14 protein-coding genes are annotated in these 16,938 nt (G+C 50.9%); 9 read left to right on the forward strand and 5 right to left on the reverse strand.

Features of this window, described 5'->3' with window-relative positions; all coding sequences use genetic code 11:
* The first annotated feature begins 227 nt into the window (after positions 1 to 227).
* Together A8O25_RS11385 and ppk1 are read left to right on the forward strand one after the other, a co-directional pair.
* Complete coding sequence (locus A8O25_RS11385; protein ID WP_066834886.1) at positions 228 to 725, forward strand: SixA phosphatase family protein; 498 nt, start codon at positions 228 to 230, stop codon at positions 723 to 725.
* A gap of 39 nt (positions 726 to 764) precedes the next feature.
* Positions 765 to 2,903: a polyphosphate kinase 1 gene (gene ppk1 / locus A8O25_RS11390; RefSeq protein ID WP_082893586.1), complete on the forward strand. Its 2,139-nt coding sequence runs from the start codon at positions 765 to 767 to the stop codon at positions 2,901 to 2,903.
* A 202-nt stretch (positions 2,904 to 3,105) separates the two neighbouring features.
* Here ppk1 and A8O25_RS11395 read toward each other — a convergent pair whose 3' ends face one another.
* The 3 genes from A8O25_RS11395 to A8O25_RS11400 form a co-directional block, all read right to left on the reverse strand.
* Positions 3,106 to 4,020: a DUF6268 family outer membrane beta-barrel protein gene (locus A8O25_RS11395; RefSeq protein WP_066834888.1), complete on the reverse strand. Its 915-nt coding sequence runs from the start codon at positions 4,018 to 4,020 to the stop codon at positions 3,106 to 3,108.
* Between the two features lie 167 nt (positions 4,021 to 4,187).
* Entirely contained in the window at positions 4,188 to 4,532 is a 345-nt protein-coding gene (locus A8O25_RS22665) for a hypothetical protein (protein WP_338152744.1), read from the reverse strand.
* 913 nt (positions 4,533 to 5,445) lie between these two features.
* Positions 5,446 to 7,935: a metallophosphoesterase gene (locus A8O25_RS11400; protein WP_153042707.1), complete on the reverse strand. Its 2,490-nt coding sequence runs from the start codon at positions 7,933 to 7,935 to the stop codon at positions 5,446 to 5,448.
* 458 nt (positions 7,936 to 8,393) lie between these two features.
* On the opposite strand from A8O25_RS11400, the gene A8O25_RS11405 reads away from it, so the two are divergent.
* Positions 8,394 to 9,581 (forward strand): Pycsar system effector family protein, encoded by a 1,188-nt coding sequence (locus A8O25_RS11405; RefSeq protein ID WP_066834890.1) that lies wholly within the window; start codon positions 8,394 to 8,396, stop codon positions 9,579 to 9,581.
* A gap of 75 nt (positions 9,582 to 9,656) precedes the next feature.
* Here A8O25_RS11405 and A8O25_RS11410 read toward each other — a convergent pair whose 3' ends face one another.
* Positions 9,657 to 10,799: a DUF2652 domain-containing protein gene (locus A8O25_RS11410; RefSeq protein WP_066834892.1), complete on the reverse strand. Its 1,143-nt coding sequence runs from the start codon at positions 10,797 to 10,799 to the stop codon at positions 9,657 to 9,659.
* Positions 10,800 to 11,207: 408 nt separating this feature from the next.
* Entirely contained in the window at positions 11,208 to 11,408 is a 201-nt protein-coding gene (locus tag A8O25_RS11415) for a hypothetical protein (RefSeq protein WP_066834894.1), read from the reverse strand.
* Between the two features lie 739 nt (positions 11,409 to 12,147).
* Here A8O25_RS11415 and A8O25_RS11420 point away from each other — a divergent pair.
* The 6 genes from A8O25_RS11420 to A8O25_RS11445 all read left to right on the forward strand — a co-directional run bounded on the left by A8O25_RS11420 (position 12,148) and on the right by A8O25_RS11445 (position 16,863).
* Positions 12,148 to 12,660 (forward strand): hypothetical protein, encoded by a 513-nt coding sequence (locus A8O25_RS11420; RefSeq protein WP_066834895.1) that lies wholly within the window; start codon positions 12,148 to 12,150, stop codon positions 12,658 to 12,660.
* A gap of 29 nt (positions 12,661 to 12,689) precedes the next feature.
* Positions 12,690 to 13,553, forward strand: a complete 864-nt coding sequence (locus tag A8O25_RS11425; protein ID WP_066834897.1) for a hypothetical protein — start codon at positions 12,690 to 12,692, stop codon at positions 13,551 to 13,553.
* A gap of 14 nt (positions 13,554 to 13,567) precedes the next feature.
* A complete protein-coding gene (locus A8O25_RS11430; RefSeq protein ID WP_066834899.1) occupies positions 13,568 to 14,107 on the forward strand; it encodes a hypothetical protein in 540 nt (179 codons plus the stop codon).
* A 301-nt stretch (positions 14,108 to 14,408) separates the two neighbouring features.
* Entirely contained in the window at positions 14,409 to 15,563 is a 1,155-nt protein-coding gene (locus A8O25_RS11435; RefSeq protein ID WP_153042708.1) for a phage terminase large subunit family protein, read from the forward strand.
* 32 nt (positions 15,564 to 15,595) lie between these two features.
* A complete protein-coding gene (locus A8O25_RS11440) occupies positions 15,596 to 16,315 on the forward strand; it encodes a hypothetical protein (RefSeq protein ID WP_066834903.1) in 720 nt (239 codons plus the stop codon).
* Between the two features lie 62 nt (positions 16,316 to 16,377).
* A complete protein-coding gene (locus A8O25_RS11445) occupies positions 16,378 to 16,863 on the forward strand; it encodes a hypothetical protein (RefSeq protein ID WP_066834905.1) in 486 nt (161 codons plus the stop codon).
* Positions 16,864 to 16,938: the final 75 nt, after the last annotated feature.

Raw genomic sequence — 16,938 nt, forward strand, 5'->3', positions numbered from 1 at the left:
CCTGTTTTTGAGAAAACAGCCCTAAGAGCATGTTTAAATTTGCCTTTTGCGCTGCAAACGGGTATCAAAAGAACCTGACTTTGCTTTTTTCTCGCACCATAGCCTTGCTATGCTGCTCAAAAAACGCTTCGACAGAACCTTTCGCTCCCCGTTTTCGCTTGCAAAATCAAAATGTAAACAAGCCTTAAAACGCAGTGGCCGCTTATACTTTTTGACGAAGTTTTTACATGAAGACGTTATATCTAGTACGGCACGCAAAATCAAGCTGGGAATTTGAGGATCTGAGTGACCATGACCGCCCCCTGAACAAACGCGGCCGCTCAGACGCGCCCCTGATTGGGCAGGAGCTGGCTGACCGGAAGGTGGAGCTGGACCTGATCATTTCCAGTTCAGCGGTACGGGCACTTTCTACTGCTACGCTCCTGGCCAAAGAGCTGGAATTTGAGCCGGAGAAGATTGGGGTGCAGGAAGAACTCTACCGCATTGACGCAGAGTCTCTCCTGCTCTTCATTCAGTCCCTGCCAGATGAGTACAACCGGGTAATGCTGGTGGGCCACAACCCCACGTTCACAGAAATCACCAATCAGCTTTCGCCAGAGAAAACCATTGCCAACCTGCCTACCGCCGGGGTGGCCGCGTTCAGCTTTGACGTGAACTACTGGGGGCAGGCTGGCCCGGACAACGCAAAACTTCTTTTCCTGGACTTCCCTAAAAACTACAGATAGAGTCCGCTTTAGGCGCCGCGCCCACCATACCAGACACCAATGGCAGAAACAGATAAACTACATTCCCTTGACACCTCCTCTTCGGCAGACCCGGACAAGCCAGAGACACCGCTCATCAGCCGGGAGCTGAGCTGGCTTTCATTTAACTACCGGGTGCTGCAAGAAGCCAAAGACCCGCGCGTTCCTTTGCTGGAGCGCCTCAAGTTCATGGCCATCTTCTCCTCTAACCTGGATGAGTACTTTAAAGTGCGGGTGGCCACCATGCGCCGCCTGGTAAAGCTGAAAAAGAAGACCCGCGAGAAACTCAGGGAAGACCCGGCCCAGGAACTGGACAAGATTCTGGCCGAAGTAAGCCGGCAGCAGAAGGAGTTTGGGCAGGTGTTCAGAAATGAGCTGATCCCGGAGCTCAAGAAGGAGCACATTCACCTGATCAATGAGCAGGAGTGCCATGACCGGCAACGGGAAACGGCGCTCTCCTATTTTCAGAGAACTGTCAAGCCCCTGCTGGTGCCAATTATTTTCAGCTCCAACCCCAGCCCCCTGTTCCTGAAAGACCAGACGGTCTACCTCATGATCAGGCTGGTGCCGCAGCAGGGGCAGCCAGAGCAGTACGCCATTCTGGAACTGCCCACCCAAAAGCACGGCGGGCGGTTTGTAGAACTCCCGGCAGAGCAGGGCGAACAGTATGTCATGATGCTGGATGACGTGATCAGGATTGGCTTGCCAGACCTGTTCCCCGGTTTTGCGCACGTAGAAGCCTTCGCCCTCAAACTTTCACGGGACGCCGAGCTGGACATTGAGGAGGAAGTCTCAGGCAACCTGATGGCCAAGATCAAAAAGAGCCTGAAGAAGCGGGAGAAAGGCCACCCCAGCCGGCTGCTCTATGACCCAGAAACGCCAGAAAGCATGTTGCAGGCCCTGCTGGAGCGCATTGGCCTGACCCAGGATGAACTGGTGACCGGCAGCCGCTACCATAACTTCAGGGACTTCTTCGGGTTTCCTGCGTTTGAGCGGGAAGACCTGTATTACCAACCGCAGCCCCCCCTGCCCCACCCGGGCCTGGAGAACGCCCCCAGCCTCTTAGACGCCCTGCAGACCCAGGAGTTTCTGGTGCATTACCCGTACCAGAAGTTTGACTACGCCCTGCGTTTTTTTGACGAAGCCGCCTCAGACCCCAAAGTCACCAGCATTAGCGCTACCCTGTACCGGGTGGCAGACAAGTCAAAGGTAGCCAAGGCCCTGATCAAGGCCGCCGAACACGGCAAACTGGTCACGGTGATTGTAGAGCTGAAAGCCCGCTTTGACGAGGAGTCAAACATCTTCTGGGGCAACAAACTGGAGAAAGCGGGCGCCAATGTGATTTACGGCGTGCCTGACCTCAAAGTGCACAGCAAGATTGGCCTGGTGTCACGGCAGGAAGACGGCCATGCCAAACTCTACGCCTACCTGAGCACCGGCAACTTTAATGAGAAAACCGCAAAACTCTACACAGACCACGCCCTCTTCACCTCAGATGAGCGCCTTACGCAGGAGGTGGCCCAGGTTTTCAACTTTCTGGTAGACGGCCTGCAAGACTACACCTATGAACACCTGCTGGTAGCCCCCCTTACGCTAAGAACACGGTTTGAGGAGCTTATTCAGCGGGAGATGCAGCTGGCGCAGGAAGGCAAACCTGCCTATATGCTCGTCAAGATCAACGCCCTGCAAGACACCCGCATGATTCAGCAGCTGTATGCGGCCAGCCAGGCAGGCGTAAAAATTGAGTTGCTGGTGCGCGGCATCTGCAGCCTCTTACCGGGCATATCCGGCGTGAGCGACAACATCACGGTGCGCAGCATTGTAGACCGCTATCTGGAGCACGGCCGCATCTATGTGTTTGGCAACGGCGGCGAGGAGATAGTCTACATTGCCTCTGCTGACTGGATGAACCGCAACCTGAGCCGCCGGGTAGAAGTGGGGTTCCCGCTTTACAACCCTGCCCTGCGGCAGGAGATCAGGCATCTGCTGGACCTTCAGCGGAAAGACAACCAGAAGGCCCGCAACGCAGACAACACTTACTGGATCTCTGAAGACCCCACCACCACCGTGCGGGCGCAGTACGCCATCTATGACTTTCTGCGGCAGCAAACCGCCGCCGCCGGCTTTGAGGTCCCCCCGGCGGCAGATACCCGCAAATAGTCCCTTTCCGCCCTGCGGATTTCTTTTTTCAACCAGAGCAGAGTGACCGGTGCGGTTTCTGTTTTAGGGCTGTTTTTCAAAAAACAGCTCTAAAACAGAAACCGTGCCCACCCAAAAGCAATAAAAAAAGCAGGCTCCTGAGCGCCTGCCGTTTTTTTATTGCTTTGTTTTCAGGAAAACGGCTCCAAAACAGACCTACCAGCTATTGCTTCAAGAACCGGCGGGGTGGCACCAGGAAGAGCTCTACATTGAAGAAGATGGCATCTTTGATGTGGTTCTCAATTAGTGGGTTGGCCTTCTTGTTCTCGCCGTCATACACGCCAAACTTGTGGTTGTACCGGTAGCCCGTCTCTAACCCGAACCACAGGAAATCATAAATCTCCCGGTCCCATCTAAAGCGGCCCCTGATCTCAGACTTTCGCAGCTCCACGGTTTCATACTGGCTGAACTGGTCATTGTTGATGTTGATGTTGTAGCTGGCCCCTTCAATTTTGTAGCCCAGGTAGAAGAAAGACTTTTCAGAGAAGTTGCGCCTGAAGGTGACATTTGCCGGGAAGATGGCCTCAACCCCCCAGCGGTCATTGAACGTGCGGTTGTACATGAACGCCGGGTAAATGGTCTGCCGCCCAAACGCATACCCCAGTTGCGCGCCCACGCCATAAGACAGGTAGGGGCTCTTTTTCCAGCCATAAATCACCTCCATAGAGGTTCTCAGGTACCGGCTAAAGCTGATCTGGCTGTACTTCCCGTAATCACCGTTCAGCTCACCTTTCACCCTGAACAGCAACCAATTCTTCTGGTTAATGGGCCGCAGTACAATGAGCTGCCCGTCTAACGAACGCAGATCTTTGTCTTCCAGGGTATTGTACAGGGGGTAGTCAATGTTGGCGGGTTCTTTGAAGTTGAACTCCTCCAGTTGATAGCCGCCGCCCACCACTACTTTCAGGTGCGGCCGGTTCCAGACGGGGGCATAGGCCTTGAATTCAAACTTATTACTTCTGAGCACCTTGGCTTCTGAGTTGCCAATATCGCCCTGCTTGCCTTCAGAGCGCAGGCCAAACCGGGGCAGGGTTTCATAGCGCACAATCACCCCCCGGCTCTTCGCCTGCCCCAGCACAGAGGGGTTGGCCAGCTCCTGCGGGTCATACTGCGCCCGGCCGCCCTCACTGAGTCAGTGAAAAAACCCTGCCCCTGCACCTCTAGCCCCCAACACCCCAGAACTGCCAATACTGTCAATAACTTTTTCATATGAGTTTTATGTGTCAGGATAACCGCCCCTCCTTCTTAAAAGAGAAACCCGAAATTGAGGTTGAACAATTTTTCTTCTTCGCCTATGGAATACGTGGCGTTCACCACCGCCTGCTTGAGTACGTCAACCCAGATCCCGCCGCCTACGCCGCGGTGTATTTTGCTGGAGTTTTCGCCGTCATTCCACACCCGGCCGTGGTCTACCAAGCCCATGATGCCAAACTTGCCGGGGAACAGGTACACGTTGAACTTGAAGACCTCTAACCGCACCTCTGTATTCTGGTACAGCATGCTTCGGCCGGCAAAGCGGGTGCGGCGGTAGCCGCGCAGGTTGGTAAGGCCACCCAGCATGTTGGCCTGGTAGAAGGGGAAGTCACCAATGTTATGGGCACCGCCAACCCGGGCGGCAGCGTGAGCTGGAACGGGAGCCGCGGCCCTATGTAGAAGATAAACTCAGACCCCAGCCGTCCAAATTTGTGTCTCTGCCCATTCAGCTGGTGGTTGTAGGTAAATTCATTCAGCCACTTTAACCCAATACGGGGGTTGATGGGCGTGCTCACCGCCTGCAGGTCTATAAAGGCCCGCACCCCGGTGAAACGGGCTGTGCCAAACCCTTCTTCTGGCAGCACCTCATCAATGTACCGGTCCTGGGAGTGCTGCACCTGGAACTGGTCATAGAACGGCCCTATGCCCATGCGCACGTAGCGGGTAAAGCTGGTGTTGAGTGACGGGTTGACCATGAGCCGGGCAATGCGCACCCTGTAGAATTCTATGCTCTTGTTTAGGTCCTGCTCTGACTCATTGCCCAGCCCAAAGAAGTTGATCTGGTACTGCGGCCCAAAAACAGCAGCCTTGATGCCTAAGTCCAGGTTGTCATTGAGCACCTGCTTGAATTCGCCGTCATAGCGTATGTTATAGGCGCCGGTGGCGAAGGCATAGTTGGCCCGCAGGTAATGCTCAGAGGCATACGGTGTTTTCCTGAATTTGTGGTTGCGGTACACAGCCCCGCCCCCCAGGAACAGGCCGTCATCTACGTTGTACTCCAGAGACAGGCGCGGCCCAAAGTACGGCAGCTTGTAGTTGTCCCGGTCATACAGGTTCACCTCCGGAAAATCTTCGGTTTTATCTTCGGCCTCGCGGCCGAGGGAAATAGTGTTTTTCTCCCCAGTGAAGTCATAGATCTTGGTTTTGCGCACCCAGCCGCCCACATACGAGCTGTCTCTGATGATGTCTTCGCCGTCACCGCCAATAATTCTGATCATTGGGCTCCGGCCTACGTTTCCCGTCACCTCAATCACATCATCCCCTCCCAGGGCATACAGCCTGATTTCCTCGGTTTCCCTGTTCTGGAACAGCGCCGGTAAAGTACCTTGCTCACCTCTCCCTCTTTGTTGATCTTGCGCATCACCACCTCGGTCTGGTCATTGCTGAGGCGGCGCACCTCAAACTTCTCGCGTTTGTCACTGCCGGCAATGTCTACATTCTCTGCCAGCTCCAGATAGTACTTCTCAGCTACCTGCGGCAACAGCTCCCGCCGTGATTTGAGCTTGGCAATCATCTCCGGGCCGGAGATGGGGAACACCTCTGCCGGCATCTGCTTTACCGCCTCCTCTATCTCAGCATCTGAGATGGAGCTCTTCATCTCCTGGGCCAGACTGATCCATTCCTCTCTGGTCACGCCAGACAAAAAGGTACGGTCAACGGTGAGGGCGGTCAGGTTCAGGCCTTTGTAGTCTGCATAATCATACCCAAAGTTCTGGAAATTGCGCACGGCCCACCGGCGGCTCACCAGCCACGGAATAAGGCCGTCTGCTTTGAAGAAAGCCACGTCCCGGTCCTCAGGCACCGGCCGGAAGGAGCGGTTGTCTTCGCCTGACCGGGTTTCTACCCAGCGCCACTGCCCCTCATGCCGGTCCCAGTCGCCAATAAGCATGTCTAACAAACGGGCCCGGGCATATTCTTTTTGCTCCACGCGGTTGTCATGGTCATTGCGAAGCCGCTCCAGCACCTTCTCGGTTCCTACTATGTTGGTGGCGTTGCCCAGGCTGGCCACATCTGCGTGGTCTTCATCTGCGTCTTCCTCTAAGAAAGCCACCGTGTTGCTGAATTCATCCAGGTACTGGCGCAGCCGCGGGTCATTGGGGATGTACACCAACTCCGGGTTGGTGTGGTACACCCCGGCGGCACCTGCCAGCTTAGCCGCCACCAGGGCCCCATAGGGGTGCTGCGCAGAAATCTGGTCTTGCAGCAGGTCGCGGGCAAAAGTCTCTTGCAGCGCCACGGGCAGCACGTTGGTAGGGTCTTTGTTCACTGACCGCAGCGAATATTCCCGCCCTTCTTCGTTGCGCAGTTTCAGAGAAGAGGTTTGCTTGCCGCCCCCTTTCTTATAAGGAGTCAAACCACCTTTGGCCGTACCCAGGTCTAGCAGCGGCATAGAGACCTTGGTGCGCCACTCCTGCCGGTAATGTTCCCCCAGCAGACCTCTTTTCACCCCGCCCGCAGCGTACATGGGGTTGGCGGCAATGGTTATGGTGCTGTCTGCGTAATCTTCTTTGGGCATGGCAATCTCTTGCTCCTTTACCACTGTTTTGGCATACATGGGGGTTCGGTAGGCCAGGTAGGCCGGCTCATCATCATCATTCTTGGCCCAGAACTCCACCCAGGCCTCGCCGTTCTTATAGTAGTTGACCCGGGCATAGCCCTGTGACTTGTGGGCGTACAAGGCTTCACCCCCGTTTTTTACGTGCTGGGTTTTACAACCCGCCCCGCTCACAATGTGCGGCAGCTTGCCCTGCTTGAAGTACTGCAGGTTGTGCTCATGGCCGGCGGCATATACAATGTTGTCATACTTCTCAAAGATGCCAAGCAACCCGTTGATAAAGGCCTGGTAGCTTGGGTGCGGAATATCCTGCGCCACCCCACCGTACTTGCGAGACAGCGGATAAATGGACCCAATGACAGGCAGGGGAAGGGCCCACCAGTTCCTGATAATAGTGAGCGGGAAGAGGTGGTCCATTAAGGTAAAGTACCCGCCGTGAATACCGTTACTGAACAAGGGGTGGTGGGCTACCACCAGAATGTTCTTGTCTTTGTTTTTGTCAATGATGTCCTCCAGCTGCACCAGCATGTCTACCTCACTGGCTACTCCGCAAATATTGTCATCCCCGTAGGGCTTCTCATAGGGGTGCAGCCACCAGTGCGAGTCCAGGGCAATGAGCACAATATCATCTTCAATGAGTACCTCAAACGGGCCGGGGCAACCGTTACCGGGTACAAAGAAATCTGTTCCCACCACAATGTTACTGTCTGCCAGGTACTCCTCAACAAAGCGCTCCTCGCGCCGTACCGCGTTCCAGCCGTCTGGGGAGCCGCTGCCCCCGCCCCAGTCATGGTTACCGGGAATCATGTATTTCTCCCCCGGATAACCTTTTAAAATGTCTAACTGCGCCTTCATGCGCTCTTCTGCGGTCTTGCGGTCATAGGCCCCCGGTTCAGGCAGCCCGTTGTGGTAGATGTTATCCCCCAGGTACACTACCGCACTGTTCACCCCCGCCTGGTCTATCTGTGATTTCAGGTGCATCAAAGTGGGGTCAGGCTTGTCTGTGAGAGGAGCACCCGCATCTCCAATCAGAAACACACTATATGCAATTTCAGAGGTGTCTTTAGGTACTTGCTGCTGCCAGTCTTGGGCAGTGCGGGCGTAATAGGGCTTTGACGTTGTACATGCCTGCAAAAGGCAAAACAAAACGAGCGGGGCAATTAAAAGGCTGTAATAGTTTTTCATGTAGAAAACCTGCAAAACTCAATGGTACCGGTTCTGTACCCGTGAGCGTGGTTGTGTAGTCAGCTGTAGTGAAATTGGTACTTATACGAAGCCAGCCCTTCAGGGATAGTCTATCCTTCTATAAAATAGCAGCAGTAGAATATATTTATTCCATAATAAAGCCCATAGGTTCTTCCGGACCTGGGCTCTACCTTGATGGGCACCTCCCCGCCCGCCTCTCAGCGTGCCCGTTTCCCACTTCTGTTTTGGGGTGTTTTCTGAAAAACAGCCCCAAAACAGAAAGCGTTGCCTTTGGCCCTACACCTGCGCCCACTTTCCAGGGCATTGCCTGCTGCCTGATTCGTGCTAACCTTCACGGCTGATTTCGCGTTGTAGACCTTTGGATTCACACTTCACAGAAAGTAGCCATGCTCCACTACGCAAAGCGTTTGCTACCACTGTGCCGCTCCAATTAATTTATGGAAAAAGAAGATCTCATCAGGAAAGCAGGCAATTACGTGTTTGCGCTTTTCAAGGAGAAGTTGTCTAAGAAACTGGTTTACCACAACTACAAGCACACCTTTGAGGTGGTCAAGGAGGCGCGGCAACTCTCTGAGGGCTACCACTTGTCTGAAGAAGAGTTAGAAATCCTGCTGTTGGCGGCATGGTTCCATGATACGGGCTACGTGTCTACCTATGAAGGGCATGAAGATGAGAGCGTAGAGGTGGCCACCACTTTTCTGCGCGAAGAAGGTTACGCTGAGGAGAGTATCACCCAGGTGGCCCGCTGTATTATGGCCACCAAGCATGGGCAGCTCACCCACCACATTCTGGAAGACATACTGGTAGATGCTGACATTGCCAACATAGGCAAAGAAACTTTTTTCGCCACCGCAGAGCTGCTCCGGGTGGAGTGGGAGATTTTCATGAACCGCACTTTCTCAGACCTTGAGTGGGCACAGTTCCAACTGGATTTTCTGCTTTCTGTGAGCTTTAGAACACAGACGGCCCAGGCTAAGTATTCAAAACAGCTGAGCAAGAATATTCAGGCGCAGCGCAACCACCTGCTGGACCTCACCAAGAAAAAGAAAAAGAAGGAGAAGCAAGACCGGGAGACACTTGCCCAGCCTAAACGTGGTATAGAAACCATGTTCAAGAGCACCTATGACAACCACATCAGCCTCAGTGCCATTGCTGATAACAAGGCCAACATGATGATCAGCCTCAACTCTATCATCATGTCTATCATCATCACGTATCTGGGCACCAAGTCTTCTATCATTGGTGCCGAATTTACCCGGAACCCCATTCTGATGATCCCGGTAGGGATTCTCCTGGCCACCTCTTTGGCTTCTGTGATCTCTGCCATTATCTCAGCACAGCCTGAGGTAACCAGTTTCAGGCTGCGGCCCAACAAGCTGACCAGCCGCAGAATCAACCTGTTGTTTTTCGGGAATTTCACCAAAATTCCGCTGGAGGATTTCCAGTCTGGCATGCATGATATTATGCGTAACAAGAACGCCCTTTACAACAACATGATTACTGACATTTACTATTTAGGAGACGTTCTCAGCAAAAAATACCGCCTGTTGCGCATCTCTTACACCATCTTTATGATTGGGATCATTTTAACGGTTCTATCTTTTGTGATAGCCATTGCCCAATAGCAGAAGGATTTCTTTTAAAACAGGAAAGGCTGCGAAATGATCGCAGCCTTTCCTGTTTTAGCAATGAAAGCCAAGTTACTTTTTCCTGGTCTGATACAGCTTTTCACAGAGTTTCTTGAGCTGCAGCAAAGACGTCTTCATAAAGCCCTTAATCTGTTTCCGGCCAAATATATCATAGAAATAATCCCCTACTGAAACCCGGCTGTAATGAAACTCCAGCGTGAGCAGTGTTTCTTCACCGGCGGGCTGCAGGTAAAAGAACAGCAACGCGTTAGGGAACATTTTAAAGTTGGCGATTTTCTCTATAAACTCAATGCGGGTAGGGGTTTCCCGGCATTGCAGGGTCTGCATTTCTATTATACCGCCCTTCTCCATTTCACAGAGGTAATTGGTGCCAATCCGGTTTATTTTTTTGGTGTCATACACCGCGCGCTTCACCTTGTACAACCATTTGGGTTTGAGGCGGTAGTTCTGTAACACCCTTAGCACCAGCTCCAGGGGTGCCCCAATTTTTGCCTTCAAGGAAAACGTGTTAGGATATTTGGCAGTGGTATGCTCTGCTTCCGGGTCAGTGACCAGCAGACGCAACGGGGTCAGGAAAGCGTACTTGTATTTCACCTCCCCCAGGTGCTCATATTGGTTGGCCCCCTCTTTCAACTGAGTCCAACCAAAGCACTTCTCTACCTCTTCCTGTTTCTGCGTGTTGAGGTATCCCTCTGTGAGCAGCACATACTCAGCCCCCTCAATATTGTTCTTAAGAAGACGGTGGGCTACAATCACGTCTGTGCCCATGAGTTTGGTATAGTCTCTAATCTGGGTGATGCTAATGCGGCCATAATGCACCACTATCTTGAGTGTGAGCTTATTCTCAGACAGCTGCGGGCTGGGCAAGGCCCGGTCACGCTGCATGATTTTCAGGTAGTTCTGGAAGTCCAGGAAAATCTGCTTGCACTGGCTCACAATGGCCTCAATAGAGGGTGGGTCTCCCAGCTTGTAGAACAGAATGGCATCACCCTGTATCTCGCACAACTCCATGTTAATGATGTTGCCCTCTATGATGATCTCTAACAGGTCAGCAATGAGGTTACGGCTGTACCGCACCCCATTTTCATGCATGAAGCGCGTGAAGCCACTAATATCCGGGATAAACAACAGCGCCGGCTGTGAATCATCTGCCTCTTGGGATAAAAATGAAAGATTGGTGACCGCTGACTCCATGAATCAATTTTAGATAAGAATGCCCTGCTTTAGCGAAGCACATCGCCACTTATACGGAGATGCCACACATTCCTTTACTAAAAGGGGTTACTTGTTTATAACTTTTTTGAAAATAAACTGTTTTCCCGTTTGGCTCTCCCCTCCCAGCCAGGCAAGCCATACAATCTGTCTCTGTCTGGCAGCTTATTTACCGGGTATTACCAACGCCTATTTCCCCGTCAATTCTTAAAATGCAAGGCCTGGACCAACTTTTCACATACCCGCTCCCAGTCCTTTACTTCACAGGCTATTAGTGCCATTTTATTTAATTCTGCTCTTGAAAAGATTAAAAAACCCCAAAAATATAGGGTGAAAACAACCTTAAAAAGAGTTGCTTCCACCCTACAGTAATAACCAGGCAATGGCTGCTTAGGAATTCGCTTCAGCGTTTTTTGGCTTACGGCCTCTTTTTGCGCCTTTAGGCTTGTTCATGGAATCAGGAATTTGATTCAATGCCTCATTCATCTGGCTGAAAATACCCAGCATCAATTGAACATCTTCTACATTTTGGCAGTCCCGGATAACCTCCATCTGCATCTTGTCTAATTTGCTTTTGAGTTGCTCTCTCATAGTATTAGGGTTGGTCTAAACAAGTTAATTAAATAATGACACAAATATAGAAACAAGGGTGAATAAACTAGTATTCACTAAAATATATTTCTCCCATTTAAGGACGATATACGTCTTTATTTTCAATTTCAATTAAATTTTATAAATAAATCTTTACCATTTTTAATTATGTCAATTACTTAACTCTATTTCACAGAAAAGAAGAAAGCAACGAAAAACCAGTGGCAGCCAATCATTTGTATAGGCTCCGGCTTCTCGCCAACACAGTTTCTTTCTTAAGAATTTATCTCGGTTTTGATTCCATTGCTCCTGTTTTTGCCTTACTTTTGCGATTCAGTATTGCTCTCATTAGAGAAAGAAGGCCCTGTAGTTCAACGGATAGAATAGAAGTTTCCTAGGCGGGCGAATGCCCTGCGCTGCGCTAAGCGGCTTGGTTCCCAAGCCCTTATAAATCCCACCAACCCAAAAATCTCCGCTACGTCGAAACTTTTCGTCGAAACGCAATTATTTTTTTCGGACTGCGGCATCCTTGTTCGGTCTCTGGTTCACTCCCTTGCTAATTCCAGATTTGGTTCGGTCCCTGCCGGGGGCTCTTTCTTCTCTGCGCGCCCTATGTAATGTTGTGTAGACACCAGTAAAGTACAGTTGCCGCCTGCTGAAAAATAATTCAAATTTTTAGCCAAAATGCGGAAAAGGGCATACGGCACTCAGATATATAAATGAAATCTGAGTCACCGTTATGACCCCAATTTCATCTTACCAACAACGTTTCGTCTACTCCTCATTCAGGGAGAGATACTACACAGAGACCAACCAATTCCCGAAGTTCTCGAACTTCAACTTCACTTCCACAACAGGCTTTGACCGTTACGACGCAACCTACGAGGTAGCCGGTAAGCCTGTGCTTGCCGAGTTTAAAATCAGAGACTGCGCGTCCACACAGTACCCAACGGCAATGATAGAGATTGAGAAGTACGACTTCTTGGTGGCCGAGGCAAAGAAGACCGGTCGCGCCGCAATCTTCCAGTGCTACTACACAGACGGCATTGTCCTTTTCTTCAACCTCTCGAAAATGCCTAAACCTGAGGCGCAGAACGCGGTCAGAACCAAGTCAACGATGGCTGCAAACTCTGGCAGAAGGAACTCACCTTACTACGCACTTCCAGTAGAGGCCGCACTCAAATTTCGCTACAAAATACCGTCTGAGGCAGAAATCCAGAAGGAATTCTACCAGCAGTACACCGTCGTCTAACGACCTAAAAAATACGCCCATGACTGAAATTGAGTACCCAAGAGTTTTTCGAAATAACAACAGCCAAGCGCGAGGACCTGAAAAGGATGTGCCTCAAACACCTCAGAGACAACTTTGACGCCATCGTCCAGGACAGCTACTCCGAGGAAATCCTGACCGACATCATTCTCTCAACCGCAGAGAAGCTGGCGCGCGTAGAGAACCGCCCGACAATTAACAACTGGAACGACGTCAGGAACTACATAATAAAGTCCTTCTGGTACCAGTACAAGAACAAGGGCATAAAACAGCGCCGGGACCTGAAAGCCGGTAAGTTCACCAGCATAGACGGCATAGAGGAAACTATCCTAGCACCGGAACCCACTACTGACCCCATCATCACAGATGTGGCTGACGTCCGCACCAGAATTGAGGAGTACGTCTACGGCCGCTACGAACCAGAGGAAGCCGCCATCTACAAGGCGCACAGCTTCAAGGGTTACACATTTGACAAGCTGGCAGAAGTCACCAGGGTAAACAGAAACCGCTGCTACCGCATCGTCAAGAAAATCCAGGCAGATGTGCAGGCAAACAAGGAGTACATACTCTCAGGTGAAAAGAAATGTGCACTCAGTCCGACATATATAAAGACGATAAAGGACCTCAGGGCAGTCACCGAAAGATGCGAGAAGAAAGGCCGCCGAGTGACGACAGTCACTGTGACACCAGACGCAGACTACGCAACAATCCTCACCGCCGTCTGCCTAAAAGTTGGCTCAAAAGAAGTTGCTGAGGCCGAACTCGAAAGAACGGCCTTGCTTCTCCTGGACAAGAAAGACTGGCTCACCGGCTGGTACGGCATCAAGCTGGGAGACACCATTCTCCTGGTGAACTTCGAGGAAGAGGACGAATAAAATCCCACAGTAAAATGTCAGAAAAGAAAAAGACTAAGGGAGTTGCTATCATGAACAGCTCCCTTCAAGTCGCTAAAACAAGAAAAGAGGAGCGCTTTGACTTCTGCTACGAGAGATGGATTCAGGGTGTCAAATACATGGAAATCGTTCGGGAGTTCGCCACCAAGTTTGAGGACACCGAGCGCACTGCAAAGAATTACCTCAAGAAGGTTAAAGAGTACCTAGCCAAAGCACCGGACCGGGCAGAGCAGGAGTCCAGGCTTAATTTGGCAAGAGCCCAATACAGGGATCTATACTCCAAGCTGTACCAACAAGGCAAGTACAAAGAAGCCGCTGACGTACGCACCAAACTCGATAAAATAGAAGGGCTGGACATTATTAGAATTGACCAGAACGTCAACACCAACCAGCCAACCTTAGACCTGTCTGTACTTCCGCTGGAATTACTTCTACAGCTTCAAAATCTTATGCCTGGGCAAATTATAGATGTGGACTATGAAGAAGCCGATTACGAAGAGGCAGACCAAAATACGGACGAAAATGTAATTGAATAAAAATAAACGAACCGCTAACCAACTACAAGGAATAACACCCACACTGCTTGAAGCTGCCATCTGCCAATCAAGCTTTTACGAGTTTTTCAAACGGGCTTTCAAAGTCCTGGAACCGCACACAAAATACGTTGACTCCCCAATAATCAAGTATGTGTGCGACCGTCTACAAGCCGAGGTAGAGCGCATCGCAATCGGCGAGAAGAAGACTAGGGACATCATCATCAACATACCGCCAAGGACTTCAAAAAGCCTTATCTGTTCGGTGTGTTTTCCTGCCTGGGTCTGGGCCAAATACCCATATATGCGGTTCATTACCGCTTCTTACGCAGCCACACTGTCAACCAAGCTTGCACTTGACGGCCGCACATTGATCCTGTCTGAGTGGTACCGCAAGCTGTTCCCTCATGTCAGGTTGGCCGAAGATGCAAACAACAAGACATCTTACGAGACCACTGCCAGAGGCGCCAGGGTTTCTACCTCCGTTGGCGGTACCATTACCGGTATGGGCGCAGACATCATTGTGATTGACGACCCTCAGAAGCCAGATGAAGCTGAGTCAGACGCCAAGGTGGAAGACGTACATTTCTGGTGGGACAACACCATAGAAAACCGCCTTAACAACGCAGAGGTAGGGCTAAGAATAATTGTGATGCAGCGCCTGTCAGAAGAGGATTTGACTGGTTACCTGCTAGACCAATACCCAGAGCAGTTTGACCACATCTGCATTCCTGCCGAACTGAACGAAGACGTAAAACCGGCAGAACTCAAACAGCACTACAGAAACGGTCTCTTTGACCCAGTAAGGTTAGGCCATTCCAGGCTGGAGGTTCTAAAGAAGAAGCCTTACAAGTATGCTGGCCAGTATATGCAGGCACCCGCCCCAAGCGGTGGCGGTATGTTCAAGAAATCCAGTTTCAAGGTGATTTCATACGAGGAGTTCCAGCAAATGACGGCAACTCAAAAAGTTACTTGGCATTTCTTTCTGGACACAGCCTTCACAAGCAACAAGAAAAACGACCCGTCTGCCATCGTAGTTGCTGCCAGAGTAGGCAATATAGTCTTCATCAGAGAGGTGCGCACCAAGCACTTTGAATTTCCTGAGCTGCTGAAATACATCAAAGAATATGTTCCAAAGTTTGCTACACCAGGCAGCCGAGTACACATAGAAGGCAAGGCTTCAGGCCAGTCTCTGATTCAGCAGCTGAGAGAGAGCACAATGTTCAACCTGAAAGAACTGCAACCGGGCAAAGAGTCCAAAGAAGACCGGGCCTACGGTGTGACTGACATAGTAGAGTCAATGCGGGTGGTACTTATTGAGGGCGCTTATGTTCAGCCGTTCCTCGACCAGGTGAGCATCTTCCCTAATGGTAAAAACGACGATATGGTGGACGCAATGGTGTACGCCATACAGGAGCTGGTAACCAAGAGCAAGTCTTTCTACTACGGATTCTCTTAAATGCCGCCAACCGAAGAACATATATAAGGTTGATGAAAGAGATTAAATTCGACAAGAAGAAATACGTACTACCCACCAGCTGGTCCGAGGTGACTTTCAAGCAGTTCAGAGAGCTGATGAAAGTTAACGCAGGAACAATGGGCGACATTGAGAAGGCAGCCCGTATCGCGGCTGTTTTCACTGACCTGACCTATGATGAATTGATAGACGGCAACCCCTACCTGATTTCTAAGGTAGTGAACGAGCTGGACTTCATTGACAAGGCACTCGACTACAACAAGCCGGTGGTCCACTTCAAAATTGACGACGAGACCTTCTATGTAAGGGACTTGGAAGACGCTTCTTTCAGAGAGTATGCAGACTTCCAGACCATCAACAAGATTTTCGCTGAGAAACCTGAAGAGGGCTACCTGTTGAAGCTGGCCATACTTTGCAGAAAAGTGGGCGAGAAACCGCTTAAAGAAAAGGACTTGAAAGCCAGAGCTGAACTTTTCGAGAATCTGGACGCAGAGACCGTACTCGGCATCAACAGTTTTTTTTTACTCAGGCGAAAGCTATCGCAGCAGGCTTCCCATCAATATTCAATGCTGAGGGCGGAAGTGACGGAGAAAGAGCTGAGTTTGAGAAGGATTTTAGCGAACGGTGGGGCTGGTACGGGCTGGCTCACAAGATGGCGAAATCTGTTACTGAGCTTCAACTTGTATTTGATACGAAAGCTGCCGATGTCCTGGCTCACTATGCTTACGAAATAGACAACACCATACTCCAGAAGGGCCTACAGATGCTCGAACGACAAAATCCGCAGAAATGATAAATGCCAGTACAACTAACAATCCAAGGGCTGAAAGGCATACGGGACGTAATCAAGGCGGTGTGTGAAGCGCATCTTGCCGTAGCTGAGTTCAAGACAGGCCTTGACCTGAACGATTTCCAAGACAACCTCTACCCTCTCGCCTTCCTGGAGCACAACTTCCAGATAAACCAGGACTCAGAGCAATCAGATTCCTACAGCATTAACTTAGTGATTGCTGACCGCATACCGGCAGACGGCGACGAGTTTCTGGCCATGTCTAAGGTGACGCAGATATTTGACGAGATACACCACCAGCTACAGGAGCTCAGCCCACAGATGGACGTAGGCTTCGCCAACAGAATCCCTTACTACGACGAGGGCGACGACCGGCTGGCCACCTGCAACGGTGAGTTCACCATAACCATTGCCCGGTACACAGCCAGGCTAAATTCGGGTATGCAACAGCCCGACCTATCAGGCATACCAAAGTTCGGCAACATACTCTAAGACAAAGCCACCTAAACGGGTGGCTTTTCTGTTTTAAAAAAGGAACGATGAGCGACATTACCCTATAGTATAAGT

The organism is Rufibacter ruber (genome assembly GCF_001647275.1).
In the GTDB taxonomy this organism is placed as follows: domain Bacteria; phylum Bacteroidota; class Bacteroidia; order Cytophagales; family Hymenobacteraceae; genus Nibribacter; species Nibribacter ruber_C.

Bases quoted from the DNA above. Each gene is read 5' to 3' on its own strand.
- A8O25_RS11440 (WP_066834903.1), top strand. From the start codon at position 15,596: ATGAAAGAGATTAAATTCGACAAGAAGAAATACGTACTACCCACCAGC.
- A8O25_RS11405 (WP_066834890.1), top strand. From the start codon at position 8,394: ATGGAAAAAGAAGATCTCATCAGGAAAGCAGGCAATTACGTGTTTGCG.
- A8O25_RS11400 (WP_153042707.1), bottom strand. From the start codon at position 7,935: ATGAAAAACTATTACAGCCTTTTAATTGCCCCGCTCGTTTTGTTTTGC.
- A8O25_RS11435 (WP_153042708.1), top strand. From the start codon at position 14,409: ATGCGGTTCATTACCGCTTCTTACGCAGCCACACTGTCAACCAAGCTT.
- A8O25_RS11415 (WP_066834894.1), bottom strand. From the start codon at position 11,408: ATGAGAGAGCAACTCAAAAGCAAATTAGACAAGATGCAGATGGAGGTT.
- A8O25_RS11410 (WP_066834892.1), bottom strand. From the start codon at position 10,799: ATGGAGTCAGCGGTCACCAATCTTTCATTTTTATCCCAAGAGGCAGAT.
- A8O25_RS11385 (WP_066834886.1), top strand. From the start codon at position 228: ATGAAGACGTTATATCTAGTACGGCACGCAAAATCAAGCTGGGAATTT.
- A8O25_RS11420 (WP_066834895.1), top strand. From the start codon at position 12,148: ATGACCCCAATTTCATCTTACCAACAACGTTTCGTCTACTCCTCATTC.
- A8O25_RS11430 (WP_066834899.1), top strand. From the start codon at position 13,568: ATGTCAGAAAAGAAAAAGACTAAGGGAGTTGCTATCATGAACAGCTCC.
- ppk1 (WP_082893586.1), top strand. From the start codon at position 765: ATGGCAGAAACAGATAAACTACATTCCCTTGACACCTCCTCTTCGGCA.
- A8O25_RS11445 (WP_066834905.1), top strand. From the start codon at position 16,378: ATGCCAGTACAACTAACAATCCAAGGGCTGAAAGGCATACGGGACGTA.